Origin of the sequence: Streptomyces sp. NBC_01003 (assembly GCF_045162695.1) — a bacterium.
Classification (GTDB): Bacteria; Actinomycetota; Actinomycetes; order Streptomycetales; family Streptomycetaceae; genus Streptomyces.
The window spans coordinates 4,230,443-4,247,157 of sequence record NZ_CP108707.1 but is presented as its reverse complement, the minus strand read 5'-3'; the positions used below and the strand labels follow the sequence as shown (position 1 = coordinate 4,247,157).

Annotated in this window: 14 protein-coding genes; 5 read left to right on the top strand and 9 right to left on the bottom strand. The window is 70.6% G+C overall.

Annotated elements, in window-relative coordinates; translation table 11 throughout:
* The first annotated feature begins 123 nt into the window (after positions 1-123).
* Positions 124-2,403: a transglycosylase domain-containing protein gene (locus tag OG698_RS19285; RefSeq protein WP_406104301.1), complete on the top strand. Its 2,280-nt coding sequence runs from the start codon at positions 124-126 to the stop codon at positions 2,401-2,403.
* Between the two features lie 61 nt (positions 2,404-2,464).
* Here the strand turns inward: OG698_RS19285 and OG698_RS19280 are convergent, their stop codons facing one another.
* The 4 genes from OG698_RS19280 to OG698_RS19265 form a co-directional block, all read right to left on the bottom strand.
* Positions 2,465-4,624, bottom strand: coding sequence for a SpoIIE family protein phosphatase (locus OG698_RS19280; protein ID WP_406104300.1), 2,160 nt, complete (start codon positions 4,622-4,624; stop codon positions 2,465-2,467).
* Between the two features lie 49 nt (positions 4,625-4,673).
* Positions 4,674-5,414, bottom strand: coding sequence for a class I SAM-dependent DNA methyltransferase (locus OG698_RS19275; RefSeq protein ID WP_406104299.1), 741 nt, complete (start codon positions 5,412-5,414; stop codon positions 4,674-4,676).
* A 93-nt stretch (positions 5,415-5,507) separates the two neighbouring features.
* Positions 5,508-6,200 (bottom strand): DUF402 domain-containing protein, encoded by a 693-nt coding sequence (locus OG698_RS19270; protein ID WP_406104298.1) that lies wholly within the window; start codon positions 6,198-6,200, stop codon positions 5,508-5,510.
* A 73-nt stretch (positions 6,201-6,273) separates the two neighbouring features.
* Complete coding sequence (locus OG698_RS19265) at positions 6,274-7,680, bottom strand: class II fumarate hydratase (RefSeq protein WP_406111150.1); 1,407 nt, start codon at positions 7,678-7,680, stop codon at positions 6,274-6,276.
* Between the two features lie 116 nt (positions 7,681-7,796).
* Here OG698_RS19265 and OG698_RS19260 point away from each other — a divergent pair, with 116 nt between their 5' ends.
* Positions 7,797-9,320: a ricin-type beta-trefoil lectin domain protein gene (locus OG698_RS19260; protein WP_406104296.1), complete on the top strand. Its 1,524-nt coding sequence runs from the start codon at positions 7,797-7,799 to the stop codon at positions 9,318-9,320.
* A 75-nt stretch (positions 9,321-9,395) separates the two neighbouring features.
* Here the strand turns inward: OG698_RS19260 and OG698_RS19255 are convergent, their stop codons facing one another.
* On the bottom strand, positions 9,396-11,066 hold the full coding sequence (locus OG698_RS19255; protein WP_399969957.1) for a fumarate hydratase: 1,671 nt from the start codon (positions 11,064-11,066) through the stop codon (positions 9,396-9,398).
* Between the two features lie 154 nt (positions 11,067-11,220).
* Here OG698_RS19255 and OG698_RS19250 point away from each other — a divergent pair, with 154 nt between their 5' ends.
* Entirely contained in the window at positions 11,221-11,889 is a 669-nt protein-coding gene (locus OG698_RS19250; protein WP_399969955.1) for a DUF1707 domain-containing protein, read from the top strand.
* A gap of 174 nt (positions 11,890-12,063) precedes the next feature.
* Complete coding sequence (locus OG698_RS19245; RefSeq protein WP_406104294.1) at positions 12,064-12,441, top strand: WhiB family transcriptional regulator; 378 nt, start codon at positions 12,064-12,066, stop codon at positions 12,439-12,441.
* An 85-nt stretch (positions 12,442-12,526) separates the two neighbouring features.
* Here the strand turns inward: OG698_RS19245 and glpX are convergent, their stop codons facing one another.
* Positions 12,527-13,561, bottom strand: a complete 1,035-nt coding sequence (glpX, locus tag OG698_RS19240) for a class II fructose-bisphosphatase (RefSeq protein ID WP_406104293.1) — start codon at positions 13,559-13,561, stop codon at positions 12,527-12,529.
* Positions 13,562-13,709: 148 nt separating this feature from the next.
* Here glpX and OG698_RS19235 point away from each other — a divergent pair, with 148 nt between their 5' ends.
* Positions 13,710-14,231 (top strand): DUF4245 domain-containing protein, encoded by a 522-nt coding sequence (locus OG698_RS19235; protein ID WP_100596555.1) that lies wholly within the window; start codon positions 13,710-13,712, stop codon positions 14,229-14,231.
* Between the two features lie 139 nt (positions 14,232-14,370).
* On the opposite strand, the gene OG698_RS19230 is transcribed toward OG698_RS19235, so the two are convergent.
* The 3 genes from OG698_RS19230 to xseA form a co-directional block, all read right to left on the bottom strand.
* A complete protein-coding gene (locus OG698_RS19230) occupies positions 14,371-14,961 on the bottom strand; it encodes a malonic semialdehyde reductase (protein ID WP_406104291.1) in 591 nt (196 codons plus the stop codon).
* Between the two features lie 192 nt (positions 14,962-15,153).
* On the bottom strand, positions 15,154-15,390 hold the full coding sequence (locus tag OG698_RS19225; protein ID WP_399969950.1) for an exodeoxyribonuclease VII small subunit: 237 nt from the start codon (positions 15,388-15,390) through the stop codon (positions 15,154-15,156).
* Complete coding sequence (gene xseA / locus OG698_RS19220; RefSeq protein WP_406104289.1) at positions 15,387-16,613, bottom strand: exodeoxyribonuclease VII large subunit; 1,227 nt, start codon at positions 16,611-16,613, stop codon at positions 15,387-15,389. Before xseA ends, OG698_RS19225 begins: the two co-directional genes overlap by 4 nt.
* Between the last annotated feature and the right edge of the window lie 102 nt (positions 16,614-16,715).

Sequence of the window (16,715 nt, the reverse complement as noted above, 5' to 3'; positions counted from 1 at the left end):
GATCGGCAGCCTTTTGCCCTTAGGTGCGGTGTTAGCTTCATGAGCTGATTCAGCACCGATGAGTGTGAAGTGCGCCGTGGGCGCGCGGACATGTCAGCGACTAGAAGCGGAGTACCGGGAGCCATGGGTCGAGCGGACGAGAGACGAGCACGGCAGCGCGGCGGCGCGCGCCGGGCGGCGCGCGGGGGCTCGTCCACCCGGCGGACGGGTATACGCCGCTTCTTCACCTGGAAGAAGATCCTCGGCACACTTTTCGGCCTGTGCCTCCTCTGCATGGGCGCGTTCATCGTGCTGTACATGGTGATCGACGTCCCCGAGGGCAACCCGGACGCGATGCGGCAGAGCAACGTCTACAAGTACAGCGACGGCGCGACCATGGCCCGTGTCGGTCAGGTCAACCGCGAGATCGTCGGTCTCTCCGAGGTGCCCACGGGCGTGCAGCACACGTTCGTCGCCGCTGAGAACAAGACGTTCTACAAGGACAAGGGCGTCGACCTGAAGGGCACCGCCCGCGGTGTCGTCAACACGCTCACCGGCAAGGGCAAGCAGGGTGGTTCGACGATCACCCAGCAGTACGTGAAGAACTACTACCTCACGCAGGACCAGACCGTCACGCGCAAGCTGAAGGAACTGGTCATCTCGCTGAAGGTGGACCGCAAGAAGTCCAAGGACGACATCCTCGCGGGCTACATCAACACCAGCTTCTACGGCCGCAGTTCGTGGGGCATCCAGGCCGCCGCCCAGGCCTACTACCACGTCGACGCCAAGAAGCTGACAGTGGAGCAGGGCGCGTATCTCGCGGCGCTCCTCCAGGCTCCGAACCAGTACGACTGGGGCATCGCCTCGGACACCGGCAAGAAGCTTGCCGTGGAGCGCTGGAACTACGTCCTGGACAACATGGTCGACATGCACTGGCTGAGCGCGAGCGAGCGCGAGGGCATGACGTTCCCCAAGCCGAAGGCGCCGAAGGCCGCCGCCGGGCTCGAGGGCCAGGAGGGCTACCTGTACACCGCCGCCAAGGCCGAGGTGATGAAGGACCTGAACCTCACCGAGGCGCAGTTCGACGCGGGCGGCTACACGGTCACCCTCAACATCGACCGCAAGAAGCAGAAGCAGCTGGAGAAGTCGGTCAGGCAGCAGTTGACCGACAACCTGGACCCGAAGACCAAGAAGGCCGACTCCCGGGTGCAGGCAGGTGCCGCCTCGGTCGACCCGAAGACCGGCAAGGTCCTCGCGCTGTACGGCGGTGCAGGGCTCAGCGAGCACTACGTCAACAACGCGACCCGCACCGACTACCAGCCGGCCTCCACCTTCAAGCCGCTGATCCTCGCGGCCGCCCTGGAGAACAACGCCACGACGCAGACCGGGCAGTCGATCAAGGCGAGCACGATCTACGACGGCACCAACAAGCGGCCGGTCGTCAGCGAAGGGAAGAAGGTCGGCTTCGCGCCGCCGAACGAGGACGACCACAGCTACGGCCCGGTCACCGTGCAGACCGCCATGAACAAGTCCATCAACTCCGTCTTCGCGCAGATGGGCGTCGATGTCGGCATGGACCAGGTCATGGCGACGGCCAAGAAGCTCGGCATGGACGACGCCGACCTCAAGCCGTATCCGGCGCAGACCCTGGGCACCATGGGCGCGAGTCCGATGGAGATGGCCGGTGTCTACGCGACGCTCGACAACCACGGCAAGCAGGTCACTCCGCAGATCGTGAAGTCCGTGTCCAAGCAGGGCGAGGACGTCCCGCTGCCGGACGCGATCGGCAACCAGGTGATCAGCCGCGGCGCCGCGGACTCGATCACCTCGGTCCTGACCGGCGTGGTCGACGACGGTACGGCGAAGACCTCGGTGCGTGACAACCCGGCCCGGAACGGGCAGAAGGTGGCGGGCAAGACCGGTACCTCCGACGACAACAAGTCGGCCTGGTTCACCGGCTACACGCCGGATCTGGTCACCTCGGTGGGCCTGTTCGGCGAGGGCGCTCTGAAGACCTCGGAGGCGGGCAACCAGGTGCCGATGAAGGGCGCCGGCGGGCTGCCCCGCGTCGACGGCGGCAGCTTCCCGGCCCGCATCTGGGCCCAGTACACCTTCAACTCGTCCAGCCCCACCGCCGAGTTCGACCTCGACACGGACATGGGCGCGGCCGTCGAGGTGCCGTCCACCCCCCAGGACACGCCGAGCACCGAGCAGTCCACCCCGTCGTCGGACACGCCGAGCACCCCGGAGTCCACTCCGCCGACGACGCCGAGCACCCCGGAGTCGAGCCCGGAGACCACCCCGCCGACCGACGAGCCGTCAGGCGGCGTCACGCCCCCGACGGACCCCTCGTCGCCGACCTTCGGAATCCCGGAGAACCCGGACGACTCGGGCAGCAACAGACCACGCGGCCTCACCGGCTGACAGTGACGCACGCGAGTGGGCCCGGAACCGTACGGTTCCGGGCCCACTCGCGTCTCCAGGTTCAGGCTGTGCCGTTCCCGTGCGCCAGCTCGAACCACACGACCTTGCCGGTGCTCAGCCGTGTCGCGCCCCAGCGCCTCGCCAGCCTGTTGACCAGGTACAGGCCGCGCCCGCCCTCGTCGGTGGCGCGGGCCTGACGCAGCCGCGGCAGCTGTGGCACGTCGTCGCCGACCTCGCAGCGCAGCACGTCGGTCCGCAGCAGGCGCAGCGTGACGGGCCGGGACGCGTACCGCACGGCGTTCGTCACGACCTCGCTGACGAGGAGCTCCACCGAGTCCGTCAGCTCCTCCAGGCCCCACCGGGCGAGCGCGCTGCGCGCCAGGCGGCGGGCCCGGCCCGGCGCCGCGTCCTCGGGGTCGAGGAGCCAGTAGGCGACGTCGCTCGGCGCGATCCCGTCGAAGCGGGCCGCGAGCAGCGCGATGTCGTCGTCCCGGTCGCCCGGGCCGAGCATGTCGAGGACCTCGTCGCACAGCGCCTCAAGGGGCGGCGGATGGTCGGGGCCGGTCAGCTGGGCCGTCGCGGCGAGCCGCTCCCGCAGCTGCTCTATCCCGGTCCACACGTCCCGCAGCCGCGACTCGACCAGACCGTCCGTGTAGAGGAGGAGCGTCGCGCCCGCCGGGGCGTCCAGCTCGACCGCCTCGAAGTCGACGCCGCCGACACCGATCGGCGCGCCCGGCGGGACGCGCAGCACCTCGGCGCGGCCGCCCAGATGCAGGAGGACCGGCGGCGGGTGGCCCGCGTTGGCGATGGTGATGCGGTGCGAGACCGGGTCGTAGACGGCGTACAGGCAGGTCGCCATGCGGTCGCTGCCGAGGCGCTGGGCCTGCTCGTCCAGATGGTGCAGGACCTCCTGCGGCGGCAGGTCGAGGCCCGCGAGGGTCTGCGCGGTCGTACGCAGCTGGCCCATGATCGCGGCGGACGTCATGGAGTGGCCCATGACGTCACCCACGACGAGGGCGACGCGGCTGCCCGGCAGCGGGATCGCGTCGTACCAGTCGCCGCCCACGCGCGCGGTCTCCGCGGCCGGCAGATACCGGGACGCGAGGCGCACGCCCGTGGGCCGCGGCAGCGTCTCGGGCAGCATCGTGCGCTGGAGCTCGTCGGCGATGTACGCCTCGCGGCCGTACAGGACGGCCTTGTCGATGCCGAGCGCGCTGTGCGTGGCGAGCTGCCCCGCGACCAGCAGGTCGTCGTTCTCGAACGCGTGGCGCTCGGGGCGGCGCAGGAAGACGGCCGCGCCGATGACCCGGCGGCGCCCGCGCAGCGGCGCGAGGATCGCCCGCTGCCCGGTGGGCAGGGCGAGGTCCGGGTCGTCACCGAGCAGCTCCGGCAGCGCGGCCAGGGCGGCGGGCGAGTCCGCGAACACGGGCCGTACACCCCGCAGTACCTCGGCGAGCGCGCCGCCGGTCCGCACCTCGCACAGCTCGGCGGTGACGGGGTCGCCCTGGGCGGTGCCGGCCGCCATCGTCAGGAGTCCGCCGCCGTCGGTGTCCGGGTCCTCGGCGCCCTCCTCGATGAGGCGCAGCCGGTCCGTCCTGCGCAGCCGCAGCACGACGGGCCCGGAGGGCCGCTCGTCGCCGACCGGCAGCGGGTCCCGCAGATAGACCAGGATCACGTCGGAGAACGTGGGTACGGAGGCGCGGCACAGGCCCATGACGATCTCGTCGAGGTCTATCCCGCGGGCGATCCGCCGGGTCGCGGCGCCCACGAAGCGCAGCCGGTCCCCGTCCCGCCGCATCGGGACGGGTGTCCCCGGCGGGCGCGGCTGTCCGCTCCGGCGGTCGGGCACGGGCCTCGGCCGGTGGGGATCGTCCGGTCCTGCGTCCGACAGGGCGTGTTCGGGTGCGCTGTCGGCGTCCCCGGAAGCGGAACCGGGCTTGCGCCGCCCGGGCACGCCACCGCCACCGCTCTCACGACGTGGCGGCTCCGGTACGGGTGCGGCTCCGGAGTGCTCGGGCGCGGCGCCGCGCGGTGCGGAGGCGCCCGACGCGGGCGCCCGGCGCGCGGGATCTGCGTCGTCGGCGGACGCGGTCGCTCCGGGGCGCCCCTGTTGTGCGGGGAACGCGTCGGAGGCGCGCCTCAGGGCCCCGCGGGGGTCCGCGGGGGCGGCGGGGCGGGCGGCCGGCCGGCGGCCCTCGTGGGAGGTGGGGTGCTCCGTCACGCGTTTCGAATCCGTCCGTCCTGGGCTGCGCGCCTAATGACGTGCCGCTTCACTTCCCGGCACGCCGGCAGTTGAAGAACAGCTGGTGTTCGGGTGGTACATCGGTGCTCGCCGGAGCGTACGCGTACGTGTGCTCGCCGGTGATCTCCAGTCCCGCGTCGCGTACGACCTGGCGCAGCTCGTCCCGCAGAAAACCCGATACCCGGATTGTGTGCCCCAGGAACGGAATCTCGGCGTCGTCCAGATCGGCCTCGACCATCGACAGGGCGAGCAGCCCGCCGGCCCGGAGCATCGAGCGCAGCAGCCGCAGCGCCGCGGGGATCTCCGCGCGCGGCAGCATCAGCAGCGTGAAGAAGCAGGTGACGGCGTCGAACTCCCCCAACTCGCCCTGTTCCTCGCCCGGTTCGGGTCTCAGTGACGCGAGGTCCAGCTGGTGGAACTCGGCCTCGGGGACGTTCTTGCGGGCGAGTTCCAGCATGCCGGCCGACAGGTCCACACCGACCACCGAGTGCCCCGCGTCGGCCAGTTGACGGCTCGTCGGAACTCCGGTGCCGCAGCCGACCTCGAGCACGCGCGAGCCGGGTGCGAGGCCTGCGAGCAGCGCGTCCACCGCGGCCAACTGGCCTTCCTTGTGCGGGAAGGCGTCGTCGTAGCGGGCGCCGATCGCGTCGAAGGCATCGGCCTGGCCCGTACGGTCCGGCGCCGGGGTCCGGCGGCCACTCCCGTACGTCTCGTAACCCTCGCTGCCGTGACTCACGGTCCCGCCGCCCCTCGATGACCTCGTTGACATCGTGTCAGACCTGCTGCAAGCACGAAGAGTTGTACTTGTGCGCACTTGCGGAGGACGATCCTACGTTTGAACCACGGGGGCGCATCAAGGGTCTCATGAGGACACATGCGCGGGCGTACGGTTCCAGTCACCCGGAAGCGCGGGAACCGGCCACGCAGGATCGGGCCGCCAGTGCTGCCAGCCGTCGGGGAACGGGTGCCCCCAGCCCTCGATCACCTCGACCGCGGCGCGCCCCGCTCTCCGTACGGATTCGGCCTGCGCCGCGCTCATCAGGCCCGCGATCTGCGCCTGTGCGAACTCGTCCTCGTCGTGCCAGCGCCAGGTGCGGTCCGCGTAGACCGACAGGTCGAGGAAGTGGTCCTCGGAGTCCACGCCGCCGGACCACCGCACCCGCGGCTGCTCCAGGTTCACGTACCAGTTCCTGAACCGCCAGCCCGGCTCCCAGAACAGCCACACCGACCAGGGTTCGCCGGGCCGCGCCAGCTTCAGGACGCCGGTGCCGAACCACCGGTCGCGCAGGACGGTGCGCGGCTTCGTGTACCGGGTGGCCAGGGGCTCCTCGTGCACCGGTGTGCCGTCGGCCAGGACCGGTCTCACGCACTCGGTGCCGGGTGCCAGCCACACGGCGAGCAGCTCGGCGCTGTCCTCGACGACCGTGACGGGGCGGCAGATGTGGAAGCCGTCCCCGCCGTTCGTCCGGTACCGCCACAGAATCCGGCTGCCGGGCGCCCAGCGCCCAACGCTGCCGTCGGTCTCACCTGCCAGAATGCTCGTCCGGTCCGTCATGGACAGATATTAGGTGCCCCCGACACGTGACGCCGCGGTGCGCGTCACGAATTCGGTCAGTCGCCAAACGCTGTTACGGGCGCGTCATCCGCAGGACATCCAGCGCCTCGTCGAGCTGCTCGACCGTGAGGTCGCCGCGCTCCACGTAGCCGCCCTCCAGGACGACCTCGCGGATCGTCCTCCGCTCGGCCAGCGACTTCTTGGCCACCTTCGCGGCCTCCTCGTAGCCGATGTACTTGTTCAGCGGGGTCACCACGGACGGTGACGACTCGGCGTACTCGCGGGCGCGCTCGCGGTGCGCGGTGATGCCGTCCACGGTCCGGTCGGCGAGTAGGCGCGCGACGTTGGCGAGCAGCCTGATCGACTCCAGGACGTTCTTGGCGATGACCGGCAGCATGACGTTGAGCTCGAAGTTCCCCGCGGCGCCCGCGGCGGCGACCGTCGCGTCGTTCCCCGTGACCTGGGCGGCGACCATGAGCACCGCCTCGGGAATGACCGGATTCACCTTGCCCGGCATGATCGACGAGCCCGGCTGGAGGTCCGGCAGGCTGATCTCGGCCAGTCCGGTGCGGGGTCCCGACGCCATCCAGCGCAGATCGTTGGCGATCTTCGTCAGGCCGACGGCGATGGTCCGCAGCTGCCCGCTCGTCTCCACGACGCCGTCGCGCGCGCCCTGCGCCTCGAAGTGGTTGCGCGCCTCGGTCAGCGGCAGGCCCGTGGTCCGCGCCACCTCCGCGATGACGGCGGCCGAGAACCCGGGCGGCGTGTTGATCCCCGTGCCCACCGCCGTTCCCCCGAGCGGCAGTTCGGCCAGGCGAGGCAGCGAGGCCTGAAGGCGTTCGACGCCGTACGCGACCTGCGCCGCGTACCCGCCGAACTCCTGCCCGAGGGTCACCGGCGTCGCGTCCATGAGGTGCGTACGCCCCGACTTCACGACGTCGGCGAACTCGTCCGCCTTGCGCTCCAGGGCCGCCCGCAGATGGCCGAGCGCCGGGATCAGGTCATGGGTGACGGCGGCGGTGGCCGCGATGTGGATCGACGACGGAAAGACGTCGTTCGAGGACTGGGACGCGTTCACATGGTCGTTCGGGTGGACGTCGCGGCCGAGGCGCTCCGTCGCGAGAGTCGCGAGGACCTCGTTGGTGTTCATGTTGGACGACGTGCCGGAGCCGGTCTGGAACACGTCCACGGGGAACTGGTCGTCCCAGCGCCCGTCGGCGACCTCGCCGGCCGACTCCGCGATCGCCTGCGCGATGTCCTTGTCCACCACGCCGAGCTCGGCGTTCACATGGGCCGCGGCCGCCTTGATGCGGGCGAGCGCCTCGATGTGGGCGCGCTCCAGGCGCTGGCCCGAGATGGGGAAGTTCTCCACGGCCCGCTGCGTCTGGGCCCGCCATTTGGCGTCCACGGGGACCCGTACCTCGCCCATGGAGTCGTGCTCGATCCGGTACCGGCCGCTGTCGCCGCCGTCGTCGTTCATCGCCGTCGTCATCGTCATCCCTCCTAAAAACGTGAGCACTTGTCTTGTTCTGGCTATTCCCAAGTCTCTTACTCGCCAGTAAATACCTCGGGTAACACCCAAACCGGGGAGGCGTCATGAACGTCCTGCACCGCACCAGACCCAGCATCAGATGCGCCGTCGCCGTTGTCGCGGCGACGGCCGCCGCACTCGTCGGCCTGACCGCGCCGACCGCGTCCGCGGCACCCGCCGCCGCGGCCACCAGCCCGCTCCCGCCGGACCTGGAGAAGATCCGCGCGGCCGAGGCCACCAAGCTCTACGGGGACCCGGCCGAACGGCCCCTCGCCGACCGCAGGACCGCCCTCATCTCGCTCGGGGACAGCGAGATCTCGGGGGAGGGCGTCGGCACGTACGAGGCCGGCACGAACGGCCCGGACAACTGGTGCCACCGCTCGCCCGACTCCGCCATCCACCGCACCGGGATCCCGGCCGACGAGACGTACAACGTCTCCTGCTCGGGCGCGTACACCGGCAACATCCGCATCGGCGGCAGCAAGCAGTACGCCGACGAGCTGGTGCAGAGCGACGCTCTCGCCGTCAAGGCACGCAACACGAAGATCAAGATGATCGTGCTCGTCGCGGGCGCCAACGACGACCTCCAGTTCGGCCCCGTCATGACCGACTGCGTCACCCGCTACCTCACGCTCCAGGGCGCGTGCGAGCCCAAGTACGCGCCGGGCTGGCAGGCCAGGGTCGACGGGCTCGTGCCCAAGGTCGAGTCGACCGTCGCCGACCTGAAGACCGTGATGCGCGGCGCGGGCTACGCCGACAGCGACTACAAGCTCGTCGTCATGGGCTACCCCAGCCCCATCGGCCCCGACATCCACGACAACCCCAGCTTCCCCGGCAAGCTCCCCGGCGGCTGCCTCGGCTACGACTCCGACGCCGCCTGGGGCCGCAACGCCGCCGTGCCCGCCTTCGAACGCGGCATGCGCAAGGCCGCCCAGGAGTCCGGCGCCGTCTACCTCGACAACTCCCGCCTCTTCCAGGGCCACGAGGTCTGCATGGAGGACGCCTGGGCCCGCGGCCTCTACGTGGACATCTCCAACCCGTTCCCGCCCGACTCCAACTCCGTGCGCCAGTCCTTCCACCCGAACGTGCGCGGCCACGGTGCCTTCGCCTCCTGCCTCACCCAGCTCTACAACTCCGGCTACCAGGAAGCAGGTTGCGCCGATCCGGCCAGCACCGGCACCCCCAAGCTCTACAAGGGCGGCTGGGACGACGCTTACCGGCCGCTGAAGAACGCGGGCACCGGCACGTGCGCCGACGCCAAGGGAGCGAGCAGCGCGAACAACACGGCCGTCATCGGCTGGGACTGCTCGGGAACCCGTAACCAGGGCTGGTGGTACGACACGGCCGGCCGGTCCCTGCACTCCGAACTCACCCAGGACCGCTGCGTGGACGTCCCCGACAGCGCCTACAAGGCGGGCACGGCCCTCGTCCTGTGGAACTGCCACGGCGGCACCAACCAGCAGTTCGTCCGCCAGGGCGACACCCTGCGCCCGGCCGCCTCGACGGGCCTGTGCCTGACCCTCGCCTCGGCGAAGGACAACGTACGGCTCCAGAACTGCGACGGCTCGGCGGGCCAGCGGTTCGCCTGACCTTCCGGCAGACAGCACAAGGGCCGCCCGTCGCCGTGAAGTCGGCGGGGCGGCCCTTGTGTCGTGCGTCAGGTGTTACGCGAGGCCGGGGCCGCGCACCGGGATGGTGGTGAACGTCGGGGCCGGGGCCGGGTCCTTGAAGAAGTCGTTGCCCTTGTCGTCCACGACGACGAACGCCGGGAAGTCCTCGACCTCGATCTTCCAGACCGCCTCCATGCCGAGCTCCTCGTACTCGACGACCTCGACCTTCTTGATGCAGTCCTGCGCGAGACGGGCGGCAGGGCCACCGATCGAGCCGAGGTAGAAGCCGCCGTGGGCGTCACACGCGTCGGTGACCTGCTGCGAGCGGTTGCCCTTGGCCAGCATGACCTTGGAGCCGCCCGCCGCCTGGAACTGCTCCACGTAGGAGTCCATGCGGCCGGCCGTCGTCGGGCCGAAGGAACCGGACGCGTAGCCCTCCGGGGTCTTCGCCGGGCCCGCGTAGTACACCGGGTGGTCCTTCAGGTACTGCGGCATCTCCTCGCCCGCGTCCAGGCGCTCCTTGATCTTGGCGTGCGCGATGTCGCGGGCCACGACCAGGGGGCCGGTCAGGGAGAGGCGGGTCTTGACCGGGTGCTTCGTCAGGGCGGCGAGGATGTCGTCCATCGGCTGGTTCAGGTCGATCTTCACGACGTCGCCCGACTCGTCGAGATGCTCGTCCGTGGTCTCCGGCAGGAAGCGCGCCGGGTCCGTCTCCAGCTGCTCCAGGAAGACGCCCTCGGCGGTGATCTTCGCGACGGCCTGGCGGTCGGCCGAGCAGGACACGGCGATCGCGACCGGGCAGGACGCGCCGTGCCGCGGCAGGCGCACCACGCGCACGTCGTGGCAGAAGTACTTGCCGCCGAACTGCGCGCCGATGCCGATCTTCTGCGTCAGCTCGAAGACCTTCTCCTCCAGCTCCTTGTCGCGGAAGCCGTGCCCGAGCTCGGAGCCCTCGGCGGGGATCTCGTCCAGGTAGTGCGCGGAGGCGTACTTCGCGGTCTTCAGCGCGTACTCGGCGGACGTGCCGCCGACGACGATCGCCAGGTGGTACGGCGGGCAGGCCGCCGTGCCGAGCGAACGGATCTTCTCCTCCAGGAACTTCATCATCGAGCCCTCGTTGAGGACCGCCTTCGTCTCCTGGTAGAGGAAGGACTTGTTGGCCGAGCCGCCGCCCTTGGCCATGATCAGGAACTTGTAGGCGCCGCCGTCGGTCGCGTACAGCTCGATCTGCGCCGGCAGGTTCGAGCCGGTGTTCTTCTCGTCCCACATGTTCAGCGGGGCCATCTGCGAGTAGCGCAGGTTGAGGTTCTTGTACGCGTCGTAGATGCCGCGGGAGAGGGCCGCCTCGTCGCCGCCCTCCGTGAGGACGTTCTGGCCGCGCTTGCCCATGACGATCGCGGTGCCGGTGTCCTGGCACATGGGGAGCACCCCCGCCGCCGCGATGTTTGCGTTCTTCAGCAGGTCGAGCGCGACGAACTTGTCGTTGCCCGACGCCTCCGGGTCGTCGATGATGCGGCGCAGCTGCGCGAGGTGGGCCGGGCGCAGGTAGTGCTGGATGTCGTGGATCGCCTCTTCGGCGAGCTTGCGCAGCGCCTCCGGCTCGACCTTCAGGAACGTACGGCCGTCCGGCCCCTCGGCGGTGGAGACACCCTCCGTGGTCACCAGTCGGTACGGGGTGGTGTCCTCGCCCTGGGGGAGCAGATCGGTGTACGCGAACTCAGGCATCTCGCCCATTCCTCTTTCGGCCGGTAGCAGCTGGCATCCATTGGCAGCGCCAACCAGCGTAGAACCTGACGGCACGGCCGAGCCTGTGAGGTAAGGCTCAGTTCGCGCCGCCGCCCCCTAGTCGCGATCTATCGCGTTTGGGTACTCTGGCGGCGTGGACCTTGAGAAGCGCTCCGAGCAGCCCGCGCCGCAGACCGATCTGCGTGCCTCCGACGCCGACCGCGACCGCACCGCGGAGATCCTGCGCGAGGCCCTCGCGGAGGGCCGGCTCACCGCGGAGGAGCACTCCGAGCGGATCGACGGGGTGTACCGCGCCAAGACCCACGCCGAGCTGGAGCCGCTCGTCAGGGACCTGCCCGGCGGCCACACGCAGCACCGGCCCACGACCTCGTCGCCGGCCCCGAACCGCCCCGCCACGGGCGCGGTCCCCGCGGTCGCCGACGAGAACCTCGTCGCCGTCTTCAGCACCTCGACCCGCAAGGGCCGCTGGCGCGTGGGCCGCAGGACACACGCGTACGCCGTCTTCGGGAACATCGAGATCGACCTCAGCGAGGCGATCTTCGAGTACCAGCAGGTCGTGATCAAGGCCGTCTCCGTCTTCGGGAACGTGGAGGTCCGCGTCCCGGAGAACATCTCGCTGCGCGGCAGCGGCGGCGGCGTCCTCGGCAACTTCGAGGTGCACACCCTCGACTCGGCCGACCCGGACGCGCCCGTCGTGTACGTCGACGGCATCGCGGTCCTCGGCAACATCGAGGCCAAGCCCAAGCGCGGGAAGCGCCTGCGCGATCTGCACGACCGCATGCGCAAACACCTCGACAGCTGACCCGCCTCCGGGACGGCGGACGCGCGGCGGACGCGCAAGGGGCGCGCGGCGGAGGCACGGCGGCCGGTGGCCGGGGAACTCCCGTCCTCCGGAACTCAGTGCATAGGCGCGCACACAGCGGGTAGAGGTTGCTGCATCGTCGCTCGCTCGCGAAGCCGTCGTCAGGAGTAGACCGTGCTGCATCCGCCGCATCAGTCCCTGCAGGTCGCCGCCGTCCCCCCGCAGCGGGGGCCAGTGCGAGATCGGGACCAGGACGCCCCGTGGCATACGGAGGCCGTGTGCAGGCGCGACGAAGCCGGCCTTTTCTTCGCCCCGTCCAAGGAGCCGACCGCGGCCCGCCTGTCCCGCGAGGAGGCGGCCAAGCGCGTATGCGCCCGCTGCCCCGTGATGGTCGAGTGCCGCGAGCACGCGCTCCTTCAGCCCGAGCCCTACGGGGTGTGGGGCGGCCTCACCGCCGCCGAGCGCCGCGTGGCCCTCGCCCGCAGGCGCCGGCGCGAGGTCGAGCTCCAGAAGGCGGCGAGCTCGGTCGACCAGATCCGCGCGGCCGGCTGACCACCCTCCCGATACGCGAATGGGGCGCCCCTCCGCACAAAGGGGCGCCCCGAACGCGTAGCGGAAAGAACCTGCTTCGCGTGACCTACTTGGCGCGGTCGAAGTCGATCGCGCTGTACGCGCGCAGCTTCGACAGCCGGTGCTGCGAGTCGATCTGACGGATCGTGCCCGACTTGGAGCGCATCACCAGCGAGGACGTCGTTGCGCTCTCGGCGCGGTAGCGCACACCGCGCAGCAGCTCGCCGTCCGTGATGCCGGTGGCGACGAAGAACACGTTCTCGCCGGAGACCAGGTCGTTCGTCGACAGGACCCGGTCCAGGTCGTGGCCCGCGTCGATCGCCCGCTGGCGCTCCGCGTCGTCCTTGGGCCACAGCTTGCCCTGGATGACGCCGCCGAGGCACTTGATGGCGCACGCCGAGATGATGCCCTCGGGGGTGCCGCCGATGCCCAGGAGCAGGTCGACGCCGCTGTCCTCGCGCACCGCGAGCACGGAGCCCGCGACATCGCCGTCGGAGATCAGCTTGATCCGGGCGCCGGCCTCGCGGACCTCCTTGATGATGCCCTCGTGGCGCGGCCTGTCCAGGATGACGACCGTGACGTCCTCGGGAGCGGCGCGCTTGGCCTTGGCGATACGGCGGATGTTCACCGCCACCGGGGCGTTGATGTCCACGTAGTCGGCGGCCTCGGGGCCCGCGACCAGCTTGTCCATGTAGAAGACGGCGGACGGGTCGAACATGGTGCCGCGGTCGGCGGCGGCCAGGACCGCGATGGCGTTCGGCATGCCCTTGGCGCAGAGCGTGGTGCCGTCGATCGGGTCGACGGCGATGTCGACCTCGGCGCTCGTCCCGTCGCCGACGCGCTCCCCGTTGTAGAGCATCGGGGCTTCGTCCTTCTCACCCTCACCGATGACGACGACGCCGTTCATCGAGACGGTGGAGACGAGGGTCCGCATGGCGCGCACGGCGGCGCCGTCCGCCCCGATCTTGTCGCCGCGGCCGACCCAGCGGCCGGCGGCCATGGCCGCGGCCTCCGTGACGCGGACGAGCTCCAGGGCGAGGTTCCGGTCGGGAGCCTCCGCGGGGACTTCGAGTTCGGACGGCAGCTGGTGATGCTCGGTCATCGAGACGCACCTTTCTGATACGACGACGGCCGGATGAGGGTGATGCCCAGACTCTATCGTCAGGCCGACAAAATGAGCAGAGGGCCCCACGTTTGAGCAGACCGGGCCCACGTGCGGTGATCGCTCACGTACCTGCGACGATGGGGGCGTGGCAGGTACCAAAGGCAAGAAGACCGTCGGAAGTCTGGTCCTCTCGATGGGCGCGACCGTGCTCGCGGCGGCAGGCATCTACGTGTTCGTCCCGCACGACGACTCCGGCACCCCGCCGGTGAAGCGTGTGGACTACCGCGTGGAGCTGCTGACGGCGCGGCGCGCCGCGGCGTACCCGGTTGCGGCGCCCGAGGGGCTCGCGAAGTCCTGGAAGCCGACGTCGGTGCGGTTCCAGGGCTCGAACTTCGACGCCTGGCACCTCGGCTTCCACGACGCCGACGGCCAGTACGTGGGCGTCGAGCAGTCCACCGAGAAGGCCTCGGCCTTCATCGACCGGGCCAGCCAGGGCGCCACCGAGACCAGCGCGACGCAGCGCATCGGCGGCGAGACCTGGCGGCGCTACAAGGGCGACCAGTACGACGCCCTGGTGCTCAAGGGTGACAAGTCGACGACCGTCGTGACCGGTACGGCGTCGTTCGCGCAGCTGACGAAGATGGCCGAGGCGCTGCGGACGAAGTAGGTATTTCAGGGACCCCGGCGCACGGGATTCCGGGGATTTCAGGCGTTTCGGCGCATGGGGAAGGCCCCTCGGCTGTTGCCGGGGGGCCTTTCTCGTCAAGCGTGCGGGAGCACCCGGGGGGAGTGCTCGGCGGGAGCACTCAGATCGTGGTGATGACCTGGTCGTGCTCCAGGCGCGGGGAGCGCGGGAACCAGGCGTCGTCGCCCGGCTTGCCGATGTTGATGACCATCAGCGGGGTGTGGTCGTCGTCCAGGAACTCCTTCTGGACACCGGCGAAGTCGAGGCCGGTCATCGGGCCCGCGGCCAGGCCGGCGGCGCGTACGCCGATGATGAAGTACGCGGCCTGCAGGGTGGCGTTCAGGGCGGCGGCGCCCTCACGGACGGGGCGCTCCGCGAAGAAGGCGTCCTTGGCCTGCGGGAAGTGCGGGAAGAGCGCCGGGAGCTCCTCGTGGAACTCGTTGTCCGCGGAGAGGATCGCGACCAGCGGGGCGGAGGCCGTCTTCGGACGGTTGCCCTCGGCCATGTGCTGCACGAGGCGCTCGCGGGCCTCGGGGGAGCGGACCAGGGTGATGCGCAGCGGCGACTGGTTGAACGCCGTCGGACCGAACTTGACCAGGTCGTAGATCGCCTGGACCTGCTCGTCGGTCACCGGCTCGTCGGTGAAGGTGTTCGCGGTGCGGGCCTCGCGGAACAGCAGGTCCTGGGCGGCGGGGTCAAGAACGAGAGACATGGATCAACCTTCTCGATACGTACGTGCTGGGGGTGCGGCCGGTCCGTCGCGACGCTGCGAACGGATCGGCCGATGCACACGACAGTACGTCGGCACCGTTTAACTTTCAACCAAAAGCGGAATCTCGTGACCCGCTTCACAACCTCCTGACGCCGCGTCTCGTCCCGCTCACCGTCCGCAGGTTCCCGCCGTTCACTGTTCCTCGTCCGCGCCCCCGTCCGGCCCGGTCTCCGCCAGCGCCGCGTCCAGGCGCGCCCGCGCACCGTCCAGCCAGCGCCGGCACACCTTCGCCAGCTCCTCGCCCCGCTCCCACAGCGCGAGCGACTCCTCCAGTGACGTGCCGCCCGCCTCCAGCCGCCGGACGACCTCGATCAGCTCGTCCCGCGCCTGCTCGTAGCCGAGCCCGGCCTCGTCGGTCTTCGTGGTCATGCGCTCTCCTGGTTCCCGGTCTCGACCCGTACGGTGAATTCGCCCTCGGCGACCCGCGCCCGCAGCACCTCGTCCGCCGCCACGTCGTCCGCGGCGCGCACGACGTCCCCGTCCGCCTTCTGCAGCACCGCGTAACCCCGCTTGAGGGTCGCGGCGGGGGACAGGGCCACCACGCGCGCGTGCGTGTGCGACAGCTCCGACTCGGCGCGGTCGAGGAGGTGTCCGAGGGTGCGCCGGCCGCGCTCGGCCAGCGCCGTCACCTGCTCCTCGCGCACCTCGATCATGCGGTGCGGGTCCTCCATGACCGGCCGGGCGAGGGCTTGTCCGAGCCCGCGCTCCTCCCGGTCCAGGAACGACTCGACGCTGCGCCGCGCTCGGTCCCGCAGCCACTGCACCCGCTCGTACTCCTCGCCGACGTCCGGCACGACCTTCTTCGCCGCGTCGGTCGGTGTGGAGGCGCGCAGGTCCGCGACGTGGTCGAGGAGCGGGTTGTCCGGCTCGTGGCCGATCGCCGAGACGACCGGCGTACGGCAGGCGGCGACCGCCCGGACCAACTGCTCGTCCGAGAACGGCAGGAGGTCCTCCACGCTGCCGCCGCCGCGCGCCACGATGATCACGTCGACGTCGTCGAGCGAGTCCAGCTCCTTGACCGCCTGCACGACCTGCGGCACTGCGTGCACGCCCTGGACCGGCACATTGCGCACCTCGAAGCGGACGGCGGGCCAGCGGTGCCGCGCGTTCTCCAGGACGTCCCGCTCGGCGGCCGACGCGCGCCCGCACACGAGCCCGATGAGCTGTGGCAGGAAGGGCAGCGGCTTCTTGCGCTCCGGGGCGAAGAGCCCCTCGCCGGCCAGGGACTTCTTCAACTGCTCCAGCCTGGCGAGCAGTTCACCGACTCCCACCGGTCTGATCTCGGAGGCCCGCAGCGACAGCTGGCCGCGCGGCGCGTACCACTCCGGCTTCGCCTGGACGACGACGCGCGCGCCCTCCGTCACGACGTCCGCGACCGCGTCGAACACCTGCCGGTAGCAGGTGACGCCGACCGAGATGTCGTGCGACGGATCGCGCAGCGTCAGGAACACGACGCCGGCGCCGGGGCGCCGGGACAGCTGGGTGATCTGTCCCTCGACCCACACGGCACCGAGCCGGTCGATCCACCGCCCGATGAGCCGCGACACCTCCCCGACGGGCAGCGGGGCGTCCGCGGACGTATTCACAGCCATGCCGGTGAGCGTAGCCGCACCCACCGACAACGCTCCGTGACGCGAAGGACGTACGGACGGTGTACGGGGGGCGTACGGGGATCGGGCGGAGCCCGGTTGTAC